The sequence below is a fragment of the Anaerobium acetethylicum genome (assembly GCF_900096945.1).
In the GTDB taxonomy this organism is placed as follows: domain Bacteria; phylum Bacillota; class Clostridia; order Lachnospirales; family Lachnospiraceae; genus Anaerobium; species Anaerobium acetethylicum.
The window spans coordinates 123,966-149,026 of record NZ_FMKA01000001.1; the positions used below are offsets into that span (position 1 = coordinate 123,966).

Sequence of the window (25,061 nt, forward strand, 5' to 3'; positions counted from 1 at the left end):
TCGTGAAAAATTGCAAGTGTTTTTTTGAAAAAATTTAAAAATAATTTTATATATGTAAAATTTGTGTTATAAATGGGTATTTGCATTGCCTTTTCGCCTTTCAGAAGCTATAATAATATTTGTGTACGGCACTACAGAAGCGTTTGCCGGTGTGCCAGCAGCCAACATCCGAAGGGTAAAGGCAGAATGACCGGTGGATAATCATGCAGAGAGAAAGGGAAATTTTATGATACAGGACGATTTCGTAACTTTAACCATTGGAAAACAGAAAAACATAGCATTGATTGCACATGACAGCAAAAAGCCGGAATTGATTGCATGGTGTGATGAAAATAAAGAGATTTTGAAACAGCATTTCTTATGTGGCACAGGCACTACAGCAAGAATGATTACCGATAAGACAGACCTTCCGGTAAAAGGATACAACAGCGGCCCTCTCGGCGGAGACCAGCAGATTGGTGCTAAAATCGTTGAGGGCAAAGTTGACTTTGTTATCTTCTTCTCGGATCCCCTTGCTGCGCAGCCGCATGATCCAGACGTCAAGGCGCTCCTTAGAATCGCACAGGTATATGATATCCCGATGGCGAACAACAAGGCGACTGCCGATTTCATGATTACTTCGAAGTATATGACAGAAGAGTATGATCATGAGATTATCAATTTCAACAAGAATATAGCAAACCGCGCAAAGGAAATGGCATAATACGATCTGAATTAAATACTGTAAAACCAGGCTGTCCCGGTCCGAAGACCAGGGGCAGCTTTCATTTGCCTAAGTGTCAATGTGTCAGCACACTAGCACTTGTTGACAAAAGGGCATTAACAAGTTTATATTAAAGTAAATATCTCACCCTACGGGGGTAGGGTTGTGAATTTTGAATACCGCTGTTCAGGGGCTGGAGATATGACCGGCTCAGTAACTGAAAATGAATATTTAAAACCAGGAGGGAATTTATATGGATAAGATTATGAACATAAACGGAATGACTTGCGGCCACTGCCAGGCCAGAGTAGAGAACGCTTTGAATGCAATCGACGGGGTAGAGGCAAAGGTGGATCTGAAAAAGAAGATTGCGAAGGTCAAAATGGACAGGGAGATTCCTGACGAAGTTCTGAAAGCAGCAGTTGAGGAAGCCGGTTACGAAGTTGTATCGATTTCAGAAAAGAAGGGACTTTTTTCCCGGAGAGGTAACGATTAGTCATGCAGGCAGATAATGCAAAGATAAGCCGTCTCCTGAAAACGGCACGGGGACAGATGGACGGCATTCTTAAGATGGTGGAAGAGGACAGGTACTGCGTTGATATTTCTAATCAGATCATGGCTACCGAAGCCATCCTTAAGAAGGTCAATAAGGAAGTGCTTAAATCCCATGTGAACTGCTGCCTGAGGGAAGCTGCCGTTAATGGAGACATAGACGGGAAACTGGCTGAAATTGAGAAGATCATGGACAGTCTGGGAAGATGACCGAGACGAGCAGGTCTGTCACTTTTATCCAAGAGTAGACGGACCTGCTAAAGTGAAATCATAGAAAAAATGTAAAATGAAAGACTAAGACAAAAGAGGAATGAAAATGACTAAAAAAGTTACTTACGATGCGGACAGTATTTCGGTATTGGAAGGATTAGAAGCGGTCCGTAAGAGACCGGGAATGTACATAGGAAGCGTATCCACCAAGGGCCTTAATCATCTCATTTATGAAATCGTGGACAACTCGGTAGATGAACATCTTGCCGGCTTCTGCGATACGGTCAGGGTCACGCTGGAAAAGAATGGCTCGGCGACTATAGAAGACAACGGCAGGGGTATCCCGGTCGGTATGCATAAGAAAGGCGTTTCAGCTGAGAGGGTGGTCTTCACGACCCTTCATGCCGGAGGAAAATTCGACTCTTCGGTCTATAAGACAAGCGGCGGGCTCCATGGAGTAGGCTCCTCTGTCGTAAATGCCCTTTCTGCATATCTTGACATACAGATCAGCAGGGATGGTGCTATCCATCATGACAGATACGAAAAGGGAAATCCGGTGTTAAAGCTTGAAGATGGCCTTCTTCCAATACTTGGGAAGACCAGGAAGACGGGAACAAAAATCAATTTTCTGCCGGACAACACTATTTTTGAAAAAATCAGGTTCAAATCAGAGGATATCAAGAGCAGGCTTCACGAGACGGCATATTTGAATCCCGGGCTTACGATCATTTTTGAGGATTTTCGTGGTGAAGAGCCGGAGATGATCACTTATCACGAGGAAGACGGGATCATTGGATTTATAAAGGACCTCAATAAGAATAAGGATAAAATGCATGAGCCAGTCTATTTCAAAGGCGAGAGCGAGGATATAACCGTGGAGGTGGCATTCCAGTACGTGAACGAATTCCACGAGAATGTTCTTGGATTCTGCAATAATATCTATAACGGAGAGGGCGGAACCCATCTTACAGGATTCAAGACTGCGTTTACTTCGGTAATGAATCAGTACGCAAGGGAACTTGGCATCATAAAAGAGAAAGATGCTAATTTTACCGGTGCCGATATCAGGAACGGAATGAATGCAATTGTTTCCATTAAGCATCCGGCGCCGCGTTTTGAGGGACAGACAAAGACGAAACTTGATAACCAGGATGCATCAAGGGCAGTTGGAAAAATTACAAGCGAGGAAATACAGAGGTATTTCGATAAAAATCTGGACGATCTTAGAAGCGTCATCTCATGCGCCGAAAAGGCTGCAAAAATCAGAAAAACAGAAGAGAAGGCCAAGACGAACCTCCTTTCAAAACCGAAATTTTCTTTCGATTCAAACGGGAAGCTTGCCAACTGTGAAAGCAGAAAACCTGAAGCATGTGAGATTTTTATTGTCGAAGGTGATTCTGCCGGAGGTTCCGCAAAAACAGCAAGGAACAGGCATTTTCAGGCCATCCTGCCAATCAGGGGAAAAATCCTTAACGTTGAGAAAGCCAGCATCGACAAGGTCCTTGCAAATGCTGAAATCAAGACCATGATCAACACATTCGGTTGTGGATTCTCTGAAGGCTATGGCAATGACTTTGACATCACAAAGCTGAAATACCACAAGATTATCATAATGGCCGATGCCGATGTTGACGGTTCCCATATCTGCACCCTTCTGCTGACTCTTTTCTACCGTTTTATGCCGGAACTTATTTACGAAGGTCATGTTTATATCGCGATGCCGCCGCTTTACAAGGCAATGCCTTCACGTGGGGAAGAGGAATATCTCTATGATGACAAGGCGCTGGAAAAATACAGGAAGAAACATAAGGGACCTTTTACACTGCAGCGATACAAAGGACTCGGAGAAATGGATGCGCAGCAGCTGTGGGAAACCACTCTGAATCCGGAAACAAGAATTTTGAAGCTGGTGGAAATAGAAGACGCCCGGATGGCTTCAGAGGTTACAGAGATGCTGATGGGAACGGAAGTGCCTCCGAGAAGGGCATTTATCTATGATCATGCCCAGGATGCAGAACTGGATATATAAGCTGAATACGGGTTTCTATAAAAGACCAGTAATCTGGCACATGCCAGATGATATGATATAAATCGAAAGGACCAATAACAGACAATGGAAGAACAGATAATAAAAACGGAATATTCCGACGTGATGCAGAAATCCTACATTGATTATGCGATGAGCGTCATTGTTGCAAGAGCGCTTCCGGATATACGTGACGGATTGAAACCGGTTCAGAGAAGAACCCTTTATGATATGTATGAGCTTGGCATCAAATATGACAGGCCATACCGAAAATGCGCCCGTATCGTAGGCGATACGATGGGTAAATACCACCCTCACGGCGACAGCTCGATCTATGATGCCCTCGTAGTCCTTGCACAGGATTTCAAGAAAGGCAGGACCCTTGTCGATGGCCATGGCAATTTCGGCTCCATCGAAGGCGACGGGGCAGCGGCAATGCGTTATACGGAAGCGAGGCTTGAAAAGATAACTCAGGAAGTCTACCTCGCAGACCTCGACAAGGATGTTGTGGATTTTGTTCCAAACTTCGATGAAACAGAAAAAGAGCCGGAAGTATTGCCGGTAAAAATACCAAATCTTCTTGTTAATGGTGCGGAAGGCATCGCCGTAGGCATGGCTACAAGCATACCGCCCCACAACCTTGCAGAAGTTGTGGATGCCGTCAAGGCGTACATGAATAATAATGATATTTCAACTGAAGAACTGATGGAATATATGCCGGGGCCTGATTTTCCTACGGGAGGCATCGTGGCAAACAAGGATGAACTCCTTGCCATATATGAAAACGGAACAGGAAAGATAAAAGTCCGCGGGAAAGTCGCGTTTGAAAAGGGGAAAAAAGGCAAGGATGAACTTGTGATTACTGAAATCCCTTATACCATGGTAGGTGCAAACATCGGGAAATTCCTGAATGATGTAGGCAGTCTGGTAGAAACCAAAAAGACCAGCGATATCGTCGATATCTCAAACCAGTCTTCAAAAGAGGGCATCCGCATTGTTCTTGAACTAAAAAAGAATGCAGACCCTGAAAAACTTCTGAACCTTCTTTACAAAAAGACAAAACTGGAAGATACCTTCGGCGTAAACATGCTGGCGGTATCTGATGGACGTCCTGAAATCATGGGCCTCAGGGAAATAATCAGGCATCATGTCGACTTCCAGTACGTAATTGCGGGAAGAAAATACAGAACCCTTCTGAAAAAAGAACTCGATAAAAAGGAAATACAGGAAGGCCTCATCAAAGCCTGCGACGTAATAGACCTTATCATCGAAATGCTCAGAGGCAGCAAGAACATCAAGGATGCAAAAGATTGTCTCGTGAACGGCAATACCGAAAAAATCAAGTTCAAAACAAAACAGTCAGAGAAAATGGCTTCCCAGCTCAGATTCACGGAACGCCAGGCAACGGCGATCCTTGAGATGCGCCTCTACAAGCTCATCGGCCTCGAAATAGAGGCTCTCATAAAAGAGCATAGCGAGACACTGAAAAATATCGAAAAATATGAGGATATCCTCAATAACAGAGTTTCCATGTCAAAGGTTATCACCAAAGAACTGGATGCTGTAAAGAAAGAATTTGGGAAACCCAGAAAAACGGCTATTGAAAATGCCAAAGAGGCTGTATATGAGGAAAATAAAATCGTAGAACAGGAAGTCGTGTTCCTTATGGACCGCTTCGGTTATGCGAAAACCATAGACAAATCGGTTTATGACAGGAACAAGGATGCGGCCGACAGCGAGAACCGGTATGTGATCCCCTGTATGAACACAGACAGGATCTGCGTATTCACAAGCACAGGCAGGCTGCATCTGATGAAGGTTCTCGATATCCCGTTCGGTAAGCTCAGGGACAAAGGCACTCCGATCGACAACCTTGGAAATTACGACAGCCGCGAGGAGAATGTCATATATATTGATTCCCTTGAGCGGGTAAAGGAATCCAGGATCCTTTATGCAACAAGGCAGGGAATGCTTAAGCGCGTCGAAGGAAACGAATTCGATGTTGCAAAACGAACGGTAGCAGCAACGAAACTCCAGGACGGAGATTCTGTCTTATTTGTAGGAATAACACTTGAAAATGAGGATATTGTCCTGCAGACGGAGAAAGGAATATTCCTGAGATATTCCGCCGAAGAAATCCCGTTTAAGAAAAAGACTGCTGTAGGTGTCAGGGGAATCAAGCTCGATGCCCTGGATTTTGTTGAAAATATTTATCTTATGGAACAGAGAACGGAAAAGGCTGTCATGTACGGGGATAAGGAAGTACTTCTTCACAGGCTGAAAGTCGGAAAGCGTGATACAAGGGGAGTCAAAGTAAGACTAACGTAGAAATAAGATATATGTAGCCGGGCAGGATGTGGTTTACATAAAAAACATCCCAAAAAACAGCTATAAAACAGTATTGACAAGTTGAAAGAATAGGCATATATTAACCCTTGCAAGTACTGATAGGAGGCCGTACCACGTCCTCCTATCATTTATAAAATTATTATGCGAATTTTTCGCAAAAATCCGGAGGAAGAAAGTGAAAGAAAAGATTACGGGGCTTCATAAATGCCTCACTGTACCGCAGATTATTGCGCTGGGATTTTTTTGTTTTGTATTTGCAGGAGGGTTAATCCTTATGCTCCCCATATGTAGTGCGGATGGAACTTATACCAATTTTGTTGATACATTATTTACGGCTACATCCGCCGTTTGTGTTACGGGTCTTGTTACAATACCGACTTATTCTCATTGGTCCTTATTGGGGAAAATAGTAATCATGGTATTGATTCAGCTGGGCGGACTTGGCTTCATGACATGTTTTACAAGCGTCCTGATTCTGTTGGGAAAAAGAATTACTTTGAAGGAAAGGATGATTATTCAGGATTCTTTGAATGAATCCAGACTTCAAGGACTGGTCAAACTGGTAATCAGGATTATAAAAGGGACTTTCCTGGTGGAGGGAATCGGAGCATTTCTGTATTGCTTTGAATTTGTACCAGCTTATGGTTTGATTAAAGGGATAGGCGTATCGATTTTCACAGCGGTTTCAGCGTTTTGCAATGCAGGCTTCGATGTTATAGGCGATTACAGCCTGATGCCTTTTAATACTGGTTTTTTTGTAAACTATGTTACAATGGCGCTGATTATTACCGGTGGTATCGGATTTACCGTATGGTGGGACTTATTCAGGGTCGTCAGGCTTCAAAAAGAAAACCGCCTGGGATTCAAGATGAATATCAGGAAACTGACATTGCACTCAAAAATAGCCCTGTCTATTACACTTTTTCTTATTTTCGGAGGGGCATTATGCTTTTTCCTTCTTGAATACAGAAATCAAGCAACGATGGGGCAGATGAATCTTTACGAAAAAATAACGGCTTCGCTGTTTCAGTCTGTAACTACGAGAACTGCCGGCTTTTTTTCGATACCGCAGGATAAAATGTCGCTGTCATCCCAGCTTCTTACGGTTGTGCTGATGTTTATAGGTGGTTCACCGGCAGGTACAGCAGGCGGTATCAAGACAGTAACATTTGGCGTTATTATGCTTTCAATCGTTTCTGTAATAAAGGGTAAGGAGAACACTGAAATCTACAGACGTACCATACCTGCGAATACAGTAAGGAAATCGCTTGCCATCATGATGATCAGTCTTTTTACTGTTATTATGGGCACGATGTTCCTTTCTATTACAGAAAGCTCCAGTTCCCTTATGAACGTGCTCTTTGAGGTTGCCTCTGCAATGGCGACTGTGGGGCTTACGATAGGCGTGACTCCGACCCTTACAGTACCGGGAAAACTTCTGATCATCTTCCTGATGTATATGGGAAGGATAGGGGTTCTGACGATGGCACTTGTTTTCGGCTTGAAACGAAGAAAAACGAACAACAGTATCAAACTGCCGGAAGAAAATATAATGGTGGGCTAAAAGACCTTGCAATTTTTGGAAGGAAGTGCTACAATACCAATAAGGTAATATATTTGACGGAGATAAGAGTGGGCGCAAGTCCACTCTTATTACGTGTATAGACATAAAAAGGAAGGTGTTTTAAATGTCAAAAAGAGAAAATTATGAAAAAAGAACAGAAGCGATTCTTCAGCCAATCGTGGATTCCATGAATTTTGAACTTGTGGATGTGGAATATGTTAAGGAAGCGGGATACTGGTATCTCAGGGTCTATATTGATAAGGAAGGCGGTATCGCCGTTGACGATTGCGAAGCTGTCAGCAGGCAGCTTGGAGAAATCCTTGATAAGGATGATTTTATAGATGATGCATACATACTTGAGGTAAGCTCACCGGGTCTTGGAAGACCGCTAAAGAAGGAAAAGGATTTTGTAAGGAGCATGGGGGAAGAAGTCGAAGTGAGGACATACCGCGCGATCGACCGCCAGAAAGAATTTACCGGAATCCTGAAAGAGTATGACAAAGAAAGCGTTACTTTGGAATTTGAAGATGGAACCGATATGAAAATAGCAAGAACTGACATTGCTTTGATCAGACTTGCTTTCGATTTTTAAAAACAGGAGGAATATAAAAATGAGTAACGAATTATTAGAAGCGCTTAATATACTTGAGAAGGAAAAGGATATCAGCAAGGAAACGCTTTTAGAAGCAATCGAAAATTCGCTGATCACAGCATGCAAGAATCACTTTGGAAAATCTGACAACATCAAGGTCATCATTGACAAGGATACATGCGAATTCAAAGTATTTGCAGAAAAGACCGTTGTAGAAGAAGTGGAAGATGATGTTATGGAAATCAGCCTTGCAAATGCGAAACTGAAAAACTCCAAATATGAAATTGGCGATATCGTGAACGTGGAGATCAAATCGAAGGAATTCGGCCGTATTGCAACACAGAATGCTAAAAATGTTATTCTTCAGAAAATCAGAGAAGAAGAACGTAAAGTGCTTTTCAACCAGTACTACGGAAAAGAAAAGGATGTTGTGACCGGAATCGTACAGCGATATGTCGGAAAGAATGTAAGCATCAACTTGGGAAAAGTTGACGCAATGCTTAACGAAAATGAACAGGTGAAAGGTGAAATCTTTAAACCTACAGAGAGAATCAAGCTTTATATTCTTGAAGTCAAGGACAGCCCGAAGGGACCTAAGATTATGGTTTCGAGGACACATCCAGAACTTGTCAAGAGACTGTTCGAAGCTGAAGTTACAGAAGTCAGGGACGGAACTGTTGAAATCAAGAGCATCTCAAGGGAAGCTGGTTCAAGAACGAAAATAGCAGTATGGTCAAACAATCCTGATGTTGATCCTGTTGGAGCATGTGTCGGAATTAACGGCGCAAGGGTAAATGCAATCGTGAACGAGCTTCGCGGAGAAAAAATCGACATCATCAACTGGAGCGATAATCCTGCCGTATTGATTGAAAATGCACTGAGTCCTGCAAAAGTCGTATCTGTAATTGCAGATGCTTCAGAAAAGAGCGCTAAAGTAGTAGTGCCTGATTATCAGCTTTCCCTTGCTATCGGCAAAGAAGGACAGAATGCCAGACTTGCTGCCAGACTTACAGGGTATAAGATTGATATCAAAAGCGAAACACAGGCAAGAGCTTTTGGGGATGATTTTGATGCAGAAATCGGCGAGATTGAAGAATAATGAAAGACATAATCCTGAATAACTGCAAACAGTCAAAATTATAAAAAACTAGGAAGTGATAATTTGAGCGTGAATAAAAAGGTTCCGATGCGTCAGTGCATTGGATGCTGCGAAATGAAAAACAAACGAGAGATGTTGCGGATTTTAAAGACAACTGAAGGCGAAATAACAATAGATGTGACTGGCAAAAAAAATGGCAGGGGTGCGTATATATGCGCTTCAAAGGAATGCTTTGAAAAAGCTGTGAAAAACAGAGGGCTGGAACGCTCTTTTAAGATGAGTATTCCAAAAGAAGTATACGAAAACCTGGAGAAGGAGCTGAATGATATTGAAACAAAATAAAGTCCTGTCTCTGATCGGCCTGGCAACGAAAGCTGGAAAAGTTGCGAGCGGCGAGTTTTCAACGGAAAAAGAAGTAAAATCAGGTAAAGCCAAGCTTGTAATTGTAGCAGAGGATGCATCTGATAATACCAAAAAAATGTTTAATAATATGTGTACTTACTATAAAGTGCCTTTATACTTTTTTGGTGCAAAAGCAGACCTGGGTCATGCAATGGGGAAAGAAATCAGAGCCTCTTTAGCATTGCTGGATGACGGATTCGCGAAGGCCATAGAAAAGCAACTGGATAACGGAACAACAACAGAATTACGGAGGTAGTAAGTATGTCAAAAATACGAATACATGAGTTAGCGAAGCAGATAGATAAGTCCAGCAAGGACATTATAAATATATTGAAGGATTCAAATGTGGAGGTTCTGAATCACATGAGCACACTGACCGATGAGAACGTGGATCTTGTGAAAAAGGCATTTACAAAAACGGAGACAAAACCAGTTCAGAGCACGGAAAGCAATGTACCTGAAGAAAAGAAGTCAAACATTTCACAGGTTTATCATCCACAGAACAGCAGGGCTGGAGTAAGACCACAGGGCGGACAGTCTCAGGGACAAAGACCGGCACGGGGCGGACAGACCCAGGGACAGAGACCGGCTCAGGGCGGACAGACCCAGGGACAGAGACCGGCTCAGGGCGGACAGACCCAGGGACAGAGACCGGCTCAGGGCGGACAGACTCAGGGACAGAGGCCGCAGGGCGGACAGACTCAGGGACAGAGACCTCAGGGCGGACAGACTCAGGGACAGAGACCTCAGGGCGGACAGACCCAGGGACAGAGACCTCAGGGCGGACAGACCCAGGGACAGAGACCTCAGGGCGGACAGACCCAGGGACAGAGACCGCAGGGCGGACAGACCCAGGGACAGAGGCCACAGGGCGGACAGACTCAGGGACAGAGACCGCAGGGCGGACAGACCCAGGGACAGAGGCCACAGGGCGGACAGACTCAGGGACAGAGACCGCAGGGCGGACAGACTCAGGGACAGAGGCCAGCACAGGGCGGACAGGCTCAGACAGGTGGCAACCGTCCAAACAGCAATCGTCCGAACAGCAAAAGACCAAACCAGGGCAGAAACAATTACAGAGGAAACAGGAATGCACAGCCACAGCAGCAAGCAGCACCAGTTGTAAAAGAAGAGGTGGTCAAGACAATCGCATTGCCTGAAATGCTTACAATAAGGGATCTTGCTGAAGCCATGAAAATGCCTGCAGCGGTTCTTGTCAAGAAGCTTTTCCTGCAGGGAACAATGGTAACTGTCAACCAGGATATTACTTATGAAACTGCAGAAGAAATCGCACTCGAATTCAACTTTATTGTTGAACCTGAAGTAAAGATAGATGTAATAGAAGAACTCCTGAAAGAGGAAGAAGAAGATGAAAGCAAAATGGTTTCAAGACCTCCTGTAATCTGTGTAATGGGCCATGTTGACCATGGAAAGACTTCCCTTCTTGATGCAATCAGAAAGACTCACGTTACAGACAAGGAAGCCGGCGGAATCACACAGCATATTGGTGCTTATGTAGTTAGCCGCGGCGGACAGAAGATCACCTTCCTTGATACGCCGGGACATGAAGCCTTCACTTCAATGCGAATGAGAGGTGCAAACTCAACAGATATCGCAATCCTTGTAGTCGCAGCAGATGATGGTGTCATGCCGCAGACAGTTGAAGCGATTAACCATGCAAAAGCGGCAGGAATCGAGATCATTGTTGCGGTAAACAAAATCGATAAACCAAGTGCAAATATTGAAAGAGTTAAACAGGAACTTACAGAATACGAATTGATTGCTGAAGACTGGGGCGGAAGCACGATTTTTGTACCGGTATCTGCACATACAGGTGAAGGAATCGAACAGCTTCTTGAAATGATCCTTCTGACCGCAGAAATGTGTGAACTGAAGGCTAATCCTAAGAGAACAGCAAGAGGTCTTGTAATCGAAGCTGAACTTGACAAAGGAAAAGGACCTGTTGCAACCATACTTGTGCAGAAAGGTACCCTGAGAGTCGGAGATCCTATAGCTGTCGGACCATGCCACGGCAAAGTCCGCGCGATGGTTGATGACAAGGGAAGAAGAATCAAAGAAGCAGGACCTTCAACGCCAGTTGAAATTTTAGGGCTTAATGATGTGCCTAATGCAGGCGAAATATTCGTAGTAACAGAAAATGACAAAGAAGCAAGAAACTTTGCAGAGACATTTATTTCTGAAGGCAGAGAAAAACTTCTTGATGATACAAAAGCAAAACTTTCATTAGATGGCTTATTCTCACAGATCCAGGCTGGAAATGTGAAGGAATTAGGAATTATTGTTAAAGCAGACGTTCAGGGTTCGGTTGAAGCCGTAAAACAGAGTCTTGTAAAACTTTCTAATGAAGAAGTCATTGTTAAGGTAATCCACGGCGGCGTTGGCGCAATCAATGAATCAGACGTTATGCTTGCATCAGCATCTAACGCAATCATAATCGGTTTCAATGTTCGTCCGGATCCTATGGCAAAGAGCTTCGCAGACCGTGAAAAAGTTGACTTGAGGTTATACAAAGTAATCTATAACGCAATCGAAGATGTGGAATCAGCCATGAAGGGTATGCTTGAACCGATATTTGAAGAGAAAGTACTCGGACATGCAGAAATCAGACAGACATTTAAAGCTTCCGGAATTGGAACGATTGCAGGTTCTTATGTACTCGATGGCCTTTTCCAGAGAGGCTGCAGCGTAAGAGTTACCAGAGACAAGGAACTTATTTTCGAAGGACCTCTTGCTTCATTAAAGAGATTCAAGGATGACGTTAAAGAAGTAAAAGCAGGATATGAATGTGGTCTTGTATTTGAAAAATTCAATGACGTTAAAGAACTTGATATGGTGGAAGCTTATACAATGGTAGAAGTGCCAAGATAGAGGACGGGATTTTATTCTGTCGCTGACTAATCAGGTGAGGACAAGTGACGGCTAAGCCGGCATTTGTTCTCCTTTTGACAATTATTTGTGCGTATCATCCAACTATATGAAGAAAGATAAATGCTAAGGCAGGGACGAGAAACAGACGGTTCCTGACGGAAAGAAGCATGGTGGGAATAATGAGAAAAAATAGTATAAAAAATACCAGGATTAACGGAGAAGTCCAGAAGGAACTCAGCAATATCATACGCGGTGAAATCAAGGATCCGAGAATCAATCCTATGACTTCGGTGGTTGCCGTGGAAGTGGCTCCGGACCTGAAGAGCTGCAAGGCTTACATCAGTGTTCTTGGCGATACTGATTCACAGAAATCAACATTAGAAGGCTTAAGAAGTGCTGAAGGGTATATCCGATCAAAGCTGGCAAGGACGATTAATTTAAGGAATACTCCGGTTATTAAATTCATCCTTGACCAGTCTATCGAATATGGCGTCAATATGTCTAAATTAATTGATGATGTTACAAGGAAACCAGATGATTCAAAAGAAGCTGACGCAGCTGACGGCTTCGATGAATCCGTGGAATCCGAAGAAACAGAATCAGAAGACTAAAAGGATGATGAAATATGAATAAACTAGCACCGGAATTAAAGGGAGTTAAGTCTGTGGCAATAGCAGGACACATAAGGCCCGACGGCGACTGTGTCGGCTCCTGCATGGCCATATATAATTATATTTGTGATAATTTCCCAAACATTGAGGCCGATGTTTATTTAGAGGAAATCCAGAACGTATTTTCATTTATCAAAAATACGGACAACATTATTTCGGTTTTTGACAGCGATGAAGAATACGATCTCTGCATCGTGGTTGATTGCAGCGATCTGAACAGGCTTGGAGATGCGAAAAAATATTTTGAAACGGCGAAGAAAACGATCTGCATCGACCACCATATCAGCAATCAGAGTTATGCCGATATTAACTATATCATTCCAGATGCCAGTTCGACATGTGAACTTGTATATGGGCTTTTAGAGGAATCGTGTATAGACAAAGCCATCGCCGAGGCAATCTATACCGGAATGGTACATGATACGGGCGTTTTCCAGTACACGAATACATCTGAAAAAACCATGAATATAGCAGGAAAGCTTATGAGCAAGGGGATTGAGTTTTCGAAAATCATCGATGACACCTTCAATAAGAAAAGCTATGTGCAGAACCAGATTCTTGGAAGAGCGCTGCTCGAAAGCATTCTCCTCCTTGACGGGAAATGTATCGTGTCAGGGCTCACGCGGAAGGAAATGGTATTCTACGGAGTGACCCATCAGGATTTCGACGGAATCGTAAGCCAGCTCAGGGTGACCGAGGGCGTGGAATGTGCCATTTTCCTATATGAGACAGGTAACCATGAATTTAAGGTGAGCCTTAGGTCCAGCGACAAGGTGGATGTAAGCAGGATCGCCTACTATTTCGGAGGTGGAGGCCATGTAAGGGCGGCAGGGTGTACGATGGCGGGTACAATGCATGATGTCATCAACAACCTTACTTCCCAGATTGAACTTCAGCTTTTACAGGAGAAGATTTGTGATTAACGGAATAATTAACGTATACAAGGAGAAAGGCTTCACATCCCACGATGTGGTTGCAAAACTTAGAGGTATACTGAGACAGAAGAAAATCGGCCATACAGGAACACTGGATCCTGATGCAGAAGGCGTGCTTCCGGTCTGCCTTGGCAAAGGAACGAAACTCTGCGATATGCTGACTGACAAAGACAAAATCTATGAGGCGACCCTCCTGCTTGGAATTACAACAGATACCCAGGATACTTCAGGGAAAATCCTGCAGGAATCAGCGGTTTCTGTATCAGAAGACCAGGTAAGGGAAGCCATTATGGGCTTTGTCGGAGACTATGACCAGATTCCGCCGATGTATTCAGCATTAAAGGTAAATGGTAAAAAACTGTATGAGCTGGCAAGGGAAGGCGTGGAAATCGAACGCCAGCCAAGACGCCTTCATATATATGATATCACAATCGAAGAGATCAGCCTGCCGAGAGTAAGGATGAGCGTATCATGTTCAAAAGGCACCTACATCAGGACGCTCTGCCACGATATCGGGCATAAGCTTGGAACCGGCGGGTGCATGGAGAAGCTTCTCCGTACAAAAGTGGGACGTTTTTTGATAGTGGACAGCCTGAAGCTTAATGAAATTGAAGAACTGAGAGACCAGGACGGGCTGGAGGGATGCATCATACCAATTGACGAGATGTTCACGGACTATCCTGCCGTGACTGTTTCAGAGGAATTCAATAAATTGCTTTACAATGGAAATGCGTTCCTCGAGGAACATATCCTGAAAAGGGAAGGGACAGAAGGCGCGGACAGGACCATCAGGGTATACGATGAAGAAGCCAGTTTCATCGGCGTCTATAAGTTTGATGAAGAAAAGAGCCAGTACAGGCCGGTGAAGATGTTTTTTGGGAGTAATTAGATGAATTATATTGCGGACACCACGAATTTTAAAATTGAAGAAAAGACAGCAGTAACACTTGGAAAATTTGATGGGCTCCATAAGGGCCATCTGAAGCTGATCAAGAAGATTCTGACAAAACGCGAACAGATGAAGACTGTGATTTTCACGTTTTCTATCGCTCCTGCCGAACTCCTGAATCATAAGTCTGCCGAACTGCTTTTAACAAATGAGGAGCGCAGGACATTTGTGGAACAGTTAGGGCTGGATTATCTTGTCGAATATCCTTTCGACATGAAGATAGCGTCCATGGAGCCTGAAACCTTCATTAAGGAAATCCTTGTGGATAAGCTCAATGCCGGATATATTGCGGTTGGAACTGATTTCAGATTCGGCCATAAAAGAAAAGGCGACTACAGACTTCTTGAAAAACTAAGCAAAAAGTATGGATTTATTCTTGAAGTGGTCGATAAGGAGATGTTTGAAGGTGAGGAGATCAGCAGCACTCTTGTCAGGAAGGAAGTCAGCCTTGGAAATATGGAAAAGGTTAACTGCCTTCTGGGGCATCCTTTTTCCGTAATCGGAGAAGTTCTCCATGGCCGTAAAATCGGCAGGACTATTGGAATGCCGACAACAAATCTTGTTCCGCCCTGCCGCAAGCTTCTCCCGCCTAACGGTGTCTATGCGTCGAAAACAGTTATCGATGGCAGAAGCTACATCGGCGTTACGAACATAGGCCACAAACCTACCGTAGGCAGGGAAATTGAAAAAGGCGTCGAGACATATATTTTTGATTTTGAGGGAAACCTTTATGAAAAAATAATAGAGGTTCAGCTGTTCCGGTTTGAACGTCCGGAGGAAAAATTCGAATCGCTGGATGCCCTGAAAGAACAGCTGGAGCGTGATATCCAGTTCAGCAGGGACTATTTCGTTACTGCTCACAGCACGAACAGTAACCCTGTTTCCAGATAAAAAAGGTTAACATAATTATTAATGGTTGACAATAATACTCCTGATTGTTATAATAACTTGGTAATATATTTAACAATTTCGTAACATTTAAAGAACAATCAGGAGTAAAAAATGAAGAAAAGAATTATGAAAGCCTGTGGAGCATTGCTAATAGCAGGCGCTTTAACATCTGGGATGGGCATGAATGCAAAGGCAGATTTGATAGATAAACTGAGTGTTGTTCCATATGCCGGTGTGGCAGCTACGTTGAACGAATACTATGGTTCGGCAGCGCTGAAATCAGCGGTAAATCTGGATGCAGTCACTGCAGCACCTGTTATTTCAATCGTCAGCGGCTATACAAACCTTGGCGTATCCAAGGCTGATGAGGTCAACGTCAGAGAGGCGGCATCCGAAGCAGCTGCCATTGTCGGCAGACTGAGCGTGAATGACGGCTGTGAAATCCTTCAGGTAACAGGAGAATGGTCCTGGATCCAGTCTGGAAAAGTAACGGGATTTGTAAAGAATGAATTTCTGTATACCGGAGCCGAAGCCAATGTGGCAGCAGCAGGGGCGCTTGTTTCAAAAGCGACTGTAAACACCGCTACGCTTAAGGTGAGAGAGCAGGCCAACGTTGAGTCCGGCGTTCTCAGCCTTGTTGCGGCAGGCCAGGAACTGCAGGTTTTAGAAGACCAGGGCGAATGGATCAAGATTTCGATAAACGGCGGCGAAGGATATGTTTCGAAGCAATATGTGACCATGTCAAGCTCGCTATCAACAGCAGCGACTATGACCGAGCTACAGTACGGCGAAGGCGTTTCTGATGTGAGAGCATCGATGGTCGAATATGCAAAGCAGTTTCTCGGAAACAGATATGTATGGGGCGGAACAAGCCTTACAAATGGAACGGACTGTTCCGGATTCACCATGTCAATCTACAAGCATTTTGGGATTTCGATCAACAGGACATCGCGTGAGCAGGTAAAAAATGGAACGAGGATTGATGTGGCAGATGTTAAGCCGGGAGATCTTATTTTCTACGCCAGAGGCGGTACCATCGAACATGTTGTTATGTACATAGGGAATGGACAGGTAATACATGCAAGTTCTGCAAAGACAGGAATCAAGATTTCTGAAACGTATTACAGGACACCTGTAGCTGCTGTCAGAATCATTAACGATTAATAAGTATAAAATGGTGCCAGAATCATTAATGATCAAATAGGAATAAAATGGTTTACATGGCAACGCCCTTATGATATACTAATCAAGTATGAGAAATCAGCTGATATTCAGAAATTGGACACTCCGACCTTTTTCTTAGTATACGGCGGTTAAAAACAAGGAGGAAATACAATGATAGCAAAAGACAAAAAAACAGCCATTATGGCAGAATTCGCAAGAACACCTGGCGACACTGGTTCACCAGAAGTTCAGATCGCTGTTTTAACAGCAAGGATCACAGAATTAACTGAGCATTTAAAAGTGCATCAGAAAGATCATCATTCAAGAAGAGGTCTTCTCAAAATGGTAGGACAGAGAAGAGGATTACTTGCTTATTTAAAGAAAACTGATATTGAAAGATACCGTACTTTAATCGAACGTCTTGGAATCAGAAAGTAATTCTTAGCTATATGAAAGAAAGAGGCGGAGTAATCCGCCTCTTTCTCTTCATGTATCAAAGGCGTTGAAGTGGCGAATCCACTTTATTTGGCATCGATTGATTTATCTGGCAGAGGACTATTTCCGAGACCACTGAAAAGCTTATTTTACACAAAGGCCAAGTAGGCTTTTCAGTAGTTTCGGCATCTTCTGCCAGCAGATTCACTATAGGGATTGTTTCGGCAATCCGGACATTATGAACGGCGAATACCTGATGGTAAGTGCCGTGGAAAATTAAAGGAGATAAGACTATGTTTAAGAGTTTTTCAATGGATTTAGCCGGAAGACCGCTTGTTGTTGAAATCGGCAGAGTGGCAGCGCAGGCAAACGGAGCAGCATTAATGCATTATGGGGACACTGTTGTATTATCAACTGCAACTGCATCAGAAAAGCCAAGGGAAGGTATCGATTTTTTCCCATTAAGCGTTGAATACGAAGAAAAATTATATTCAGTAGGAAGAATCCCAGGAGGATTCAATAAAAGAGAAGGTAAAGCTTCCGAAAATTCTGTTCTTACATCAAGGGTTATCGACAGACCGATGAGGCCTTTATTCCCAAAAGACTACAGAAATGACGTTACATTAAACAACCTCGTAATGAGCGTTGACCAGGACTGCAGCCCTGAGCTTACAGCTATGTTAGGTTCTGCAATCGCAACCGTAGTTTCAGACATCCCATTCGACGGACCTACAGCTGCAACAATGGTAGGTATGATTGATGGAGAAATGATCTTCAACCCTACAAATGCGCAGAAGGCAGTTTCAGACCTTGCCCTTACAGTTGCATCAACAAGGGATAAAGTAATCATGATCGAAGCAGGCGCTAATGAAATTGATGAAGATAAGATGATTGAAGCTATCTTTGCTGCACATGAACTCAACCAGAAGGTTATCGCTTTCATTGACACGATCGTAGCTGAATGCGGAAAGCCAAAACATGCATATACAAGCTGTGAAGTTCCTGCAGATCTTTATGATGCCATGGTTGCATTCATCACTCCTGAAGCAATGGAAACTGCTGTTTTCACAGATGAAAAGCAGGTAAGAGAAGAAAATATCAGAGTAATCAAAAACAGCCTGGAAGAACATTTTGCAGAAGTTAATCCGGAATGGATTCCGTTTATCGAAGAAGCTGTTTATAAATTTCAGAAGAAGACTGTACGTAAAATGATCTTAAAGGATCAGAAACGTCCAGACGGAAGAGCAGTAACTGAAATCAGAAAATTAGCTGCAGAAGTGGACCTTCTTCCAAGAGTTCATGGATCAGGCATGTTCACAAGAGGACAGACTCAGGTCATGACAATCACAACACTTGGCACATTAACTGATGCACAGAGACTGGACAGTCTTGATGAAAATGAAAAGTCAAAGAGATACATGCACCATTACAACTTCCCTTCATACTCGGTAGGTGAAACAAAACCTTCAAGAGGACCGGGAAGACGTGAAATCGGACACGGAGCCTTAGCAGAAAAAGCACTCGTTCCTGTTCTTCCATCAGAAGAAGAATTCCCATATGCAATCCGTACTGTTTCGGAAATCATGGAATCAAACGGATCTACTTCACAGGGAAGCATCTGTGCATCTTCATTATCATTGATGGCTGCCGGCGTTCCAATCAAGGCTGCTGTTGCAGGTATTTCAGTAGGGCTTGTAACTGGAGATACTGATGACGATTACATCGTACTTACAGATATCCAGGGGCTTGAAGACTTCTTTGGAGACATGGACTTCAAGGTTGCCGGCACCCATAAGGGAATCACAGCAATCCAGATGGATATCAAGATCCACGGCCTTACAAGAAAGATTGTTGAAGAAGCAATCAGGAAAACCAAGACTGCAAGAACATACATCTTAGATGGAGTAATGAATCCTGTTATCGCGGAGGCAAGGCCGGAAGTTGGAACATATGCTCCGAAGATCATCCAGATTCAGGTTGATCCTGCGAAAATCAGCGAAATCATCGGACAGAAGGGCAAGACAATCAATAAGATTATTGATGAGACAGGCGTTAAGATCGACATCACTGATGACGGAAAAGTATCCGTTTGTGGCGTTGAAGCTGAAGGAATCAACAGGGCTCTTGAAATCATCAAGACAATTACCCAGGACATTGAAGAGGGACAGATATTCACGGGCAAGGTCGTAAGAATCATGCAGTTCGGCGCTTTCGTAGAACTCGCGCCAAACAAGGACGGACTTGTTCATATATCAAAGCTCGCGAAAAACAGAGTCGAAAAAGTTGAAGATGTTGTCAATATCGGCGATATTGTTACCGTAAAAGTTATTGAAGTCGACAAGATGGGCAGAATCAACTTAAGCATCAAGGACGTGGAATAGTTTTCGCTTCCATGAATGGAGACTGCTTATAAATTTCATTGCCGCCGCGGGGTGTCCTGCGGCGGTTTTTTAATCTCACAGGTAACTGCGTTACTGTTCACTCCGTGAACAGTAACGCAGTTTCGTCCTATGAGATAAAAAAATCTCCCTTCCCTTGACAATAACCATGTGGATATTATACAATTACATGGTTTGTGGCAATAGAAAGGTTCGAGATGATTTTTATTGCATTTTAGCCCTCGGGGCAATTAGGAGGATTCACTTTGTTAAAACTGAGTAAAGAAATAAAGAAAAGAAGAACGTTCGCGATTATATCCCATCCCGATGCTGGAAAGACCACGCTTACAGAGAAGTTCCTGCTTTATGGAGGAGCGATCAACATGGCCGGTTCTGTAAAAGGAAAGGCAACTGCAAAGCATGCTGTTTCCGACTGGATGGAAATTGAAAAAGAAAGAGGTATTTCCGTAACTTCTTCCGTGCTTCAGTTTAATTACGACGATTTCTGCATAAATATACTGGATACACCAGGACATGATGATTTCTCGGAAGATACATACAGGACCCTTATGGCGGCTGATTCAGCCGTAATGGTTATCGATGCATCGAAAGGTGTTGAGAAGCAGACAAGAAAGCTGTTCAAAGTATGCCTTTTAAGGAATATTCCGGTTTTTACCTTCATCAATAAAATGGACAGGGAGGCAAACGACCCGTTTGAATTGCTTGATGAAATAGAAAAGGAACTTGGTATTAAAACATGCCCTGTGAACTGGCCAATTGGCTGCGGTAAGGATTTCAAAGGGGTCTATGACAGAAAAACGAAGATAGTAACTACTTTTTCAGGTACTTCCAGAGGACAGAAAGAAGGCGCTTCCAGCGAGGTGTCAGTAAACGATCCCGATCTAATCAGAATCATCGGCCAGGACTACAGGGATGAGCTCATGGACAATATCGAACTTCTTGACGGAGCAAGTGATGAATTTGACATGGAGCTTGTCAGCAGCGGGAAACTATCACCAGTTTTCTTCGGATCTGCGCTTACAAACTTCGGTGTTGAGATATTCCTCCGAAACTTCCTCAAGATGACGAGTCCGCCACTTCCAAGGATGTCAAACAAGGGTCTGATTGATCCGGTCAACGAGAAATTTTCAGCTTTCGTATTCAAGATCCAGGCGAACATGAACAAAGCCCACAGGGACAGAATCGCATTCATGAGAATATGTTCGGGAAAATTCGAAGCAGGAATGGAAGTATACCATGTACAGGGCAACAAGAAAATCCGCCTTTCCCAGCCTCAGCAGCTCATGGCCCAGGAAAGAAAAATCATAGAAGAGGCTTACGCAGGTGATATAATTGGCGTATTCGATCCGGGTATTTTTTCTATAGGCGACACACTCTGTGTTTCTGCAGAGAAATTTGAATATGAAGGAATCCCTACCTTTGCGCCTGAACATTTCGCCCGTGTACGCCAGGTCGATACCATGAAGCGCAAGCAGTTCATCAAAGGCATCAGCCAGATTGCACAGGAAGGTGCAATCCAGATATTCCAGGAATTCAACACAGGAATGGAAGAAATCATCGTGGGTGTTGTCGGCGTCCTTCAGTTTGAAGTACTCCAGTACCGTCTTGAAAACGAGTATAACGTTGAAATCCGTATGGAAAGGCTCCCTTATGAGCATATCCGCTGGATTGAGAATAAGGATACTGATATGAACAAACTGATGGGAACTTCAGATATGAAAAAAATCAAAGATCTGAAGGGAAATCCGCTGCTTCTATTTGTAAACAGCTGGAGCATCGGCATGACAATTGACAGGAATCCAGGGCTGAAACTATCTGAATTCGGCCGCTAAAGCAAAAATTAATTGCAATAATTGCCAGCTTTGCTATAATAGTAATAGGAAACATTCTTAGGAGGTTGTGAAAATGTCAAAAGAAGAGAACAGAAACACACATATGATTCACGCAGACGGAAAAATCGGGGAAGTACAGATTGCTGATGAAGTGGTTGCTATAATTGCCGGACTTGCCGCAACAGAAGTTGAAGGTGTAGGTTCAATGGCCGGAAATATTACAAATGAGCTTGTAGCTAAGCTCGGCATGAAGAACCTTTCAAAAGGTGTCAGAGTTGAAGTCTTAGACGGCAGTGTAAATGTCGACCTTGCTCTTAACCTGGAGTATGGTTACAATATACCTGCGACATCTGCAAAAGTACAGGAGAAGGTCAAGACAGCTATAGAGAATATGACAGGACTGGAAGTTGCTGATGTGAATATCAGGGTTGCAGGCGTAAATATGGAAAAAAACAAATAATCTTTATAACTTGTCAAATTGTATTATAATGCGGGGTGTCTGACGGAAAGACATCCCTTTTCTTTAAGATTAAAAAATGCAATTTCCAGCCTGGTCGGCTGAACATTGCAAAAAATCCATTCCGGGAGGAAATAGAAATGACCAGAAGAGAATTAAGAGAAAATGTATTCAAATTATTGTTCCGATTAGAGTTTAATAGTCTGGACGAAATGCCGGAACAGGTGAAACTGTATTTTGACTGGCATGAGGAGCTTGATGAAAAAGAACATAAATATATCGAGGACAAATATAATGCAATCCTCAGCAAACTTGATGAAATAGACAAAGATATCGAGGCTGCGTCCGAAGGATGGAAATTATCCCGTATGGGAAAAGTCGATCTGACGCTTATCCGTCTTGCGGTGTATGAAATGAAATATGACCCTTCAGTGCCGACCGGCGTTGCAATCAATGAGGCGGTAGAGATTTCAAAGATTTTCGGCGGAGACGAATCGCCGGCTTTCATTAACGGAATTCTTGCCAAACTGGTGCCTGCTGAAGCATAGAAGAAGGCACTGAGGCTGAAAACTGTCGGCTTCGATAAAAACCAGGGAGGATGGACATGCAGAATATATATACAGTAGGACAGGTGAACGCCTATATCAAGAATATGTTCGCCCAGGATTTTATGCTGGGCCGTATATATATAAAAGGCGAGGTATCAAACTGTAAGTATCATACCTCCGGCCATATTTATTTCACGCTGAAAGATGAGACCGGAACCATTGCCTGCGTCATGTTTGCAGGGCAACGGAGCGGGCTTGCTTTTTCGATGAAGGAAGGGCAGAAAGTCATCGTTCTGGGGAGCGTCAGCATCTATGAAAGAGATGGCCGCTACCAGCTTTATGCGAAAGAGATTTTGTTAGAAGGTTCAGGGCTTCTCTATCAGAAGCTGGAAGAACTCAAGAAAAAGCTTGAAGAAATGGGGATGTTTTCTCAGGAATACAAACAGCCCATTCCAAGATATATAGAAAAGCTGGGAATTGTTACCGCTTCGACTGGAGCGGCAGTAAGAGACATTATAAATATTGCAAAAAGACGAAATCCCTATCTCCAGATTATCCTGTACCCTGCCCTTGTGCAGGGAGAAGGAGCCGCAGAGAGCATTGTGAAGGGAATCGAGACCCTTGACAGATATAGGGTCGATACGATCATTATTGGCCGTGGTGGAGGCTCCATAGAGGATCTTTGGGCATTTAATGAGGAAATAGTAGCAAGAGCAGTTTTTCAATGCAGTACACCCATCATTTCAGCCGTCGGACATGAGACTGATACGACCATATCGGATTATGTGGCTGATTTAAGGGCACCGACCCCTTCGGCAGCGGCAGAACTTGCAGTATTCGATTACGGAGCGCTGCAGGAAAAGCTGTGGGACTATCAGCGCAGGATGGGAAGCCTGCTAAAAAACAAACTCATCTATATAAGAAGCATCGCAGAGAACTACAGTCTGAAGCTGAATTATTTAAGTCCTGTGAGCCAGATACGGGAAAAACGCCAGTATGCGGCAGATCTTGAAAACAGGCTTCAGGAAAACATGAAAAAATTAATATTGAATAAAAGATATCAGCTTGATATTTACATAGAGAAAATGAATGGACTTTCTCCGCTTCAAAAGCTTAACCAGGGTTATTCTTTCGTGGCAGATGAGCGGGGCATGGCAGTGACTGATGTGGAGCAGGTTAAAAAAGACGACCTGCTCAGGATTCATGTTGCGAACGGCGAGATCAGTGCAAAAGTTCTTGATAAAGTGAAGATGAGGAGAAATCATAATGGATAAAGAAATGACCTTAGAGGAAGCTTTTGTAGAATTGGATGAAATGATTAAGAAACTCGAAGACAGAAGCATCACGCTTGAGGATTCTTTTCAGGAATATGACAAGGGAATGAAGCTTTTAAAATATTGCAATGATAAAATCGACAAGGTCGAAAAGAAAATACTTATCATAAATGAAGATGGTGAAACACATGAATTTTAATGAAGAAATATCAGCAAAGACTTCAGAAATCGAAACTATCATAAGGAAATATCTCCCTGCTGAGGAAGGGTATCAGAAGACGGTAATCGAGGCTATGAACTACAGCATACTGGCTGGAGGAAAAAGGCTTCGTCCGATGCTGATGCAGGAAACTTACAGGCTGTTCGGAGGCCAAAGCGAGGTCATTGAACCTTTTATGGCTGCTATGGAGATGATACACACCTATTCCCTTGTCCATGACGATCTTCCGGCAATGGATAATGACGAGTACAGAAGAGGCAGGAAGACGACCCATGTCGTATTCGGGGAAGCGATGGGAATCCTGGCGGGCGATGCCCTTCTGAACTATGCATTTGAAACGGCAGTGCTTGCATTCGACAAGGAACCGGATAACAGGAATATCGGCAAGGCCCTTGCAATCCTTGCAAAGAAGTCTGGCATATACGGCATGATAGGAGGGCAGACTGTGGATATCGAAGCAGTTGCCACATCAATCGAAAAAGATCAGCTGGATTTCATATACAAACTAAAGACCGGTGCGCTAATTGAAGCAGCCATGATGATAGGGGCTATTCTGGCCGGAGCCACTGACGAGGAAGTGGCGAAAATGGAAGGCGTGGCAGCTGATGTCGGGCTTGCGTTCCAGATACAGGATGACATTCTGGATGTAACGAGCACTGTTGAGGTGCTTGGCAAACCGATAAGAAGCGACGAAAAGAACCAGAAGACAACATATGTGACTTTGAACGGCATAGACAAAGCAAGGGACTATGTGGCTGAGATTTCCGCAAGGGCTATAGCGAGCCTGGAAGACCTGCAGCCTGAAAAAGGATTTTTATCTGAGTTAATCTTCCGGTTAATCGGCCGCGAAAAATAAAGAAATTTCTTTGCACATTTATTTGTGTCTTTTTCCAAGAGGCA

24 protein-coding genes are annotated in these 25,061 nt (G+C 43.5%); all 24 read left to right on the top strand.

Annotation, left to right across the window (positions count from 1 at the left end; genetic code table 11):
• Window positions 1-226: 226 nt before the first annotated feature.
• The 24 genes from BJR36_RS00530 to BJR36_RS00645 all read left to right on the top strand — a co-directional run bounded on the left by BJR36_RS00530 (window position 227) and on the right by BJR36_RS00645 (window position 25,017).
• Window positions 227-703, top strand: coding sequence for a methylglyoxal synthase (locus BJR36_RS00530; protein ID WP_091229843.1), 477 nt, complete (start codon window positions 227-229; stop codon window positions 701-703).
• A gap of 253 nt (window positions 704-956) precedes the next feature.
• Entirely contained in the window at window positions 957-1,199 is a 243-nt protein-coding gene (locus BJR36_RS00535; protein ID WP_091228619.1) for a heavy-metal-associated domain-containing protein, read from the top strand.
• A gap of 2 nt (window positions 1,200-1,201) precedes the next feature.
• Window positions 1,202-1,465 carry a metal-sensing transcriptional repressor gene (locus BJR36_RS00540; RefSeq protein WP_091228622.1) on the top strand — a complete coding sequence of 88 codons (264 nt, stop codon included), beginning with the start codon at window positions 1,202-1,204 and terminating at the stop codon, window positions 1,463-1,465.
• Between the two features lie 106 nt (window positions 1,466-1,571).
• Window positions 1,572-3,494 (top strand): DNA gyrase/topoisomerase IV subunit B, encoded by a 1,923-nt coding sequence (locus BJR36_RS00545; protein ID WP_091228624.1) that lies wholly within the window; start codon window positions 1,572-1,574, stop codon window positions 3,492-3,494.
• Between the two features lie 84 nt (window positions 3,495-3,578).
• Complete coding sequence (locus tag BJR36_RS00550) at window positions 3,579-5,819, top strand: DNA gyrase/topoisomerase IV subunit A (RefSeq protein WP_091228627.1); 2,241 nt, start codon at window positions 3,579-3,581, stop codon at window positions 5,817-5,819.
• A 196-nt stretch (window positions 5,820-6,015) separates the two neighbouring features.
• Window positions 6,016-7,404 (top strand): TrkH family potassium uptake protein, encoded by a 1,389-nt coding sequence (locus BJR36_RS00555; RefSeq protein WP_242875414.1) that lies wholly within the window; start codon window positions 6,016-6,018, stop codon window positions 7,402-7,404.
• Between the two features lie 124 nt (window positions 7,405-7,528).
• On the top strand, window positions 7,529-7,996 hold the full coding sequence (gene rimP / locus BJR36_RS00560) for a ribosome maturation factor RimP (RefSeq protein WP_091228632.1): 468 nt from the start codon (window positions 7,529-7,531) through the stop codon (window positions 7,994-7,996).
• Between the two features lie 19 nt (window positions 7,997-8,015).
• A complete protein-coding gene (gene nusA, locus BJR36_RS00565) occupies window positions 8,016-9,095 on the top strand; it encodes a transcription termination factor NusA (protein WP_091228635.1) in 1,080 nt (359 codons plus the stop codon).
• 87 nt (window positions 9,096-9,182) lie between these two features.
• Complete coding sequence (gene rnpM / locus BJR36_RS00570) at window positions 9,183-9,437, top strand: RNase P modulator RnpM (protein WP_091229849.1); 255 nt, start codon at window positions 9,183-9,185, stop codon at window positions 9,435-9,437.
• On the top strand, window positions 9,418-9,753 hold the full coding sequence (locus tag BJR36_RS00575) for a L7Ae/L30e/S12e/Gadd45 family ribosomal protein (RefSeq protein WP_091228638.1): 336 nt from the start codon (window positions 9,418-9,420) through the stop codon (window positions 9,751-9,753). The genes rnpM and BJR36_RS00575 overlap by 20 nt, the downstream gene beginning before the upstream one ends.
• Window positions 9,754-9,758: 5 nt before the next feature.
• Window positions 9,759-12,386: a translation initiation factor IF-2 gene (gene infB, locus BJR36_RS00580; protein WP_091228642.1), complete on the top strand. Its 2,628-nt coding sequence runs from the start codon at window positions 9,759-9,761 to the stop codon at window positions 12,384-12,386.
• Between the two features lie 179 nt (window positions 12,387-12,565).
• Window positions 12,566-12,997 (top strand): 30S ribosome-binding factor RbfA, encoded by a 432-nt coding sequence (gene rbfA / locus BJR36_RS00585; protein WP_091228645.1) that lies wholly within the window; start codon window positions 12,566-12,568, stop codon window positions 12,995-12,997.
• A gap of 14 nt (window positions 12,998-13,011) precedes the next feature.
• Entirely contained in the window at window positions 13,012-13,980 is a 969-nt protein-coding gene (locus BJR36_RS00590) for a DHH family phosphoesterase (protein ID WP_091228648.1), read from the top strand.
• On the top strand, window positions 13,973-14,881 hold the full coding sequence (gene truB / locus BJR36_RS00595; RefSeq protein WP_091228651.1) for a tRNA pseudouridine(55) synthase TruB: 909 nt from the start codon (window positions 13,973-13,975) through the stop codon (window positions 14,879-14,881). Before BJR36_RS00590 ends, truB begins: the two co-directional genes overlap by 8 nt.
• Window positions 14,882-15,832: a bifunctional riboflavin kinase/FAD synthetase gene (locus BJR36_RS00600; RefSeq protein ID WP_091228654.1), complete on the top strand. Its 951-nt coding sequence runs from the start codon at window positions 14,882-14,884 to the stop codon at window positions 15,830-15,832.
• 111 nt (window positions 15,833-15,943) lie between these two features.
• Window positions 15,944-16,996, top strand: a complete 1,053-nt coding sequence (locus BJR36_RS00605; RefSeq protein ID WP_091228657.1) for a C40 family peptidase — start codon at window positions 15,944-15,946, stop codon at window positions 16,994-16,996.
• A 171-nt stretch (window positions 16,997-17,167) separates the two neighbouring features.
• A complete protein-coding gene (gene rpsO / locus BJR36_RS00610; RefSeq protein ID WP_091228660.1) occupies window positions 17,168-17,434 on the top strand; it encodes a 30S ribosomal protein S15 in 267 nt (88 codons plus the stop codon).
• Window positions 17,435-17,724: 290 nt separating this feature from the next.
• Window positions 17,725-19,812 carry a polyribonucleotide nucleotidyltransferase gene (locus BJR36_RS00615; RefSeq protein ID WP_091228663.1) on the top strand — a complete coding sequence of 696 codons (2,088 nt, stop codon included), beginning with the start codon at window positions 17,725-17,727 and terminating at the stop codon, window positions 19,810-19,812.
• Between the two features lie 263 nt (window positions 19,813-20,075).
• Window positions 20,076-21,662: a peptide chain release factor 3 gene (locus BJR36_RS00620; protein ID WP_091228666.1), complete on the top strand. Its 1,587-nt coding sequence runs from the start codon at window positions 20,076-20,078 to the stop codon at window positions 21,660-21,662.
• Window positions 21,663-21,735: 73 nt separating this feature from the next.
• Window positions 21,736-22,122 carry an Asp23/Gls24 family envelope stress response protein gene (locus BJR36_RS00625; protein ID WP_091228667.1) on the top strand — a complete coding sequence of 129 codons (387 nt, stop codon included), beginning with the start codon at window positions 21,736-21,738 and terminating at the stop codon, window positions 22,120-22,122.
• A 137-nt stretch (window positions 22,123-22,259) separates the two neighbouring features.
• The gene (nusB, locus tag BJR36_RS00630) at window positions 22,260-22,667 is read left to right on the top strand and encodes a transcription antitermination factor NusB (RefSeq protein WP_091228670.1); all 408 of its coding nucleotides are present in this window, start codon (window positions 22,260-22,262) and stop codon (window positions 22,665-22,667) included.
• A gap of 56 nt (window positions 22,668-22,723) precedes the next feature.
• Window positions 22,724-23,941 carry an exodeoxyribonuclease VII large subunit gene (xseA, locus tag BJR36_RS00635; protein ID WP_091228671.1) on the top strand — a complete coding sequence of 406 codons (1,218 nt, stop codon included), beginning with the start codon at window positions 22,724-22,726 and terminating at the stop codon, window positions 23,939-23,941.
• Window positions 23,934-24,140 (top strand): exodeoxyribonuclease VII small subunit, encoded by a 207-nt coding sequence (gene xseB / locus BJR36_RS00640; RefSeq protein ID WP_091228674.1) that lies wholly within the window; start codon window positions 23,934-23,936, stop codon window positions 24,138-24,140. The genes xseA and xseB overlap by 8 nt, the downstream gene beginning before the upstream one ends.
• Entirely contained in the window at window positions 24,130-25,017 is an 888-nt protein-coding gene (locus BJR36_RS00645) for a polyprenyl synthetase family protein (protein WP_091228677.1), read from the top strand. The genes xseB and BJR36_RS00645 overlap by 11 nt, the downstream gene beginning before the upstream one ends.
• The last annotated feature ends 44 nt before the right edge of the window (window positions 25,018-25,061 follow it).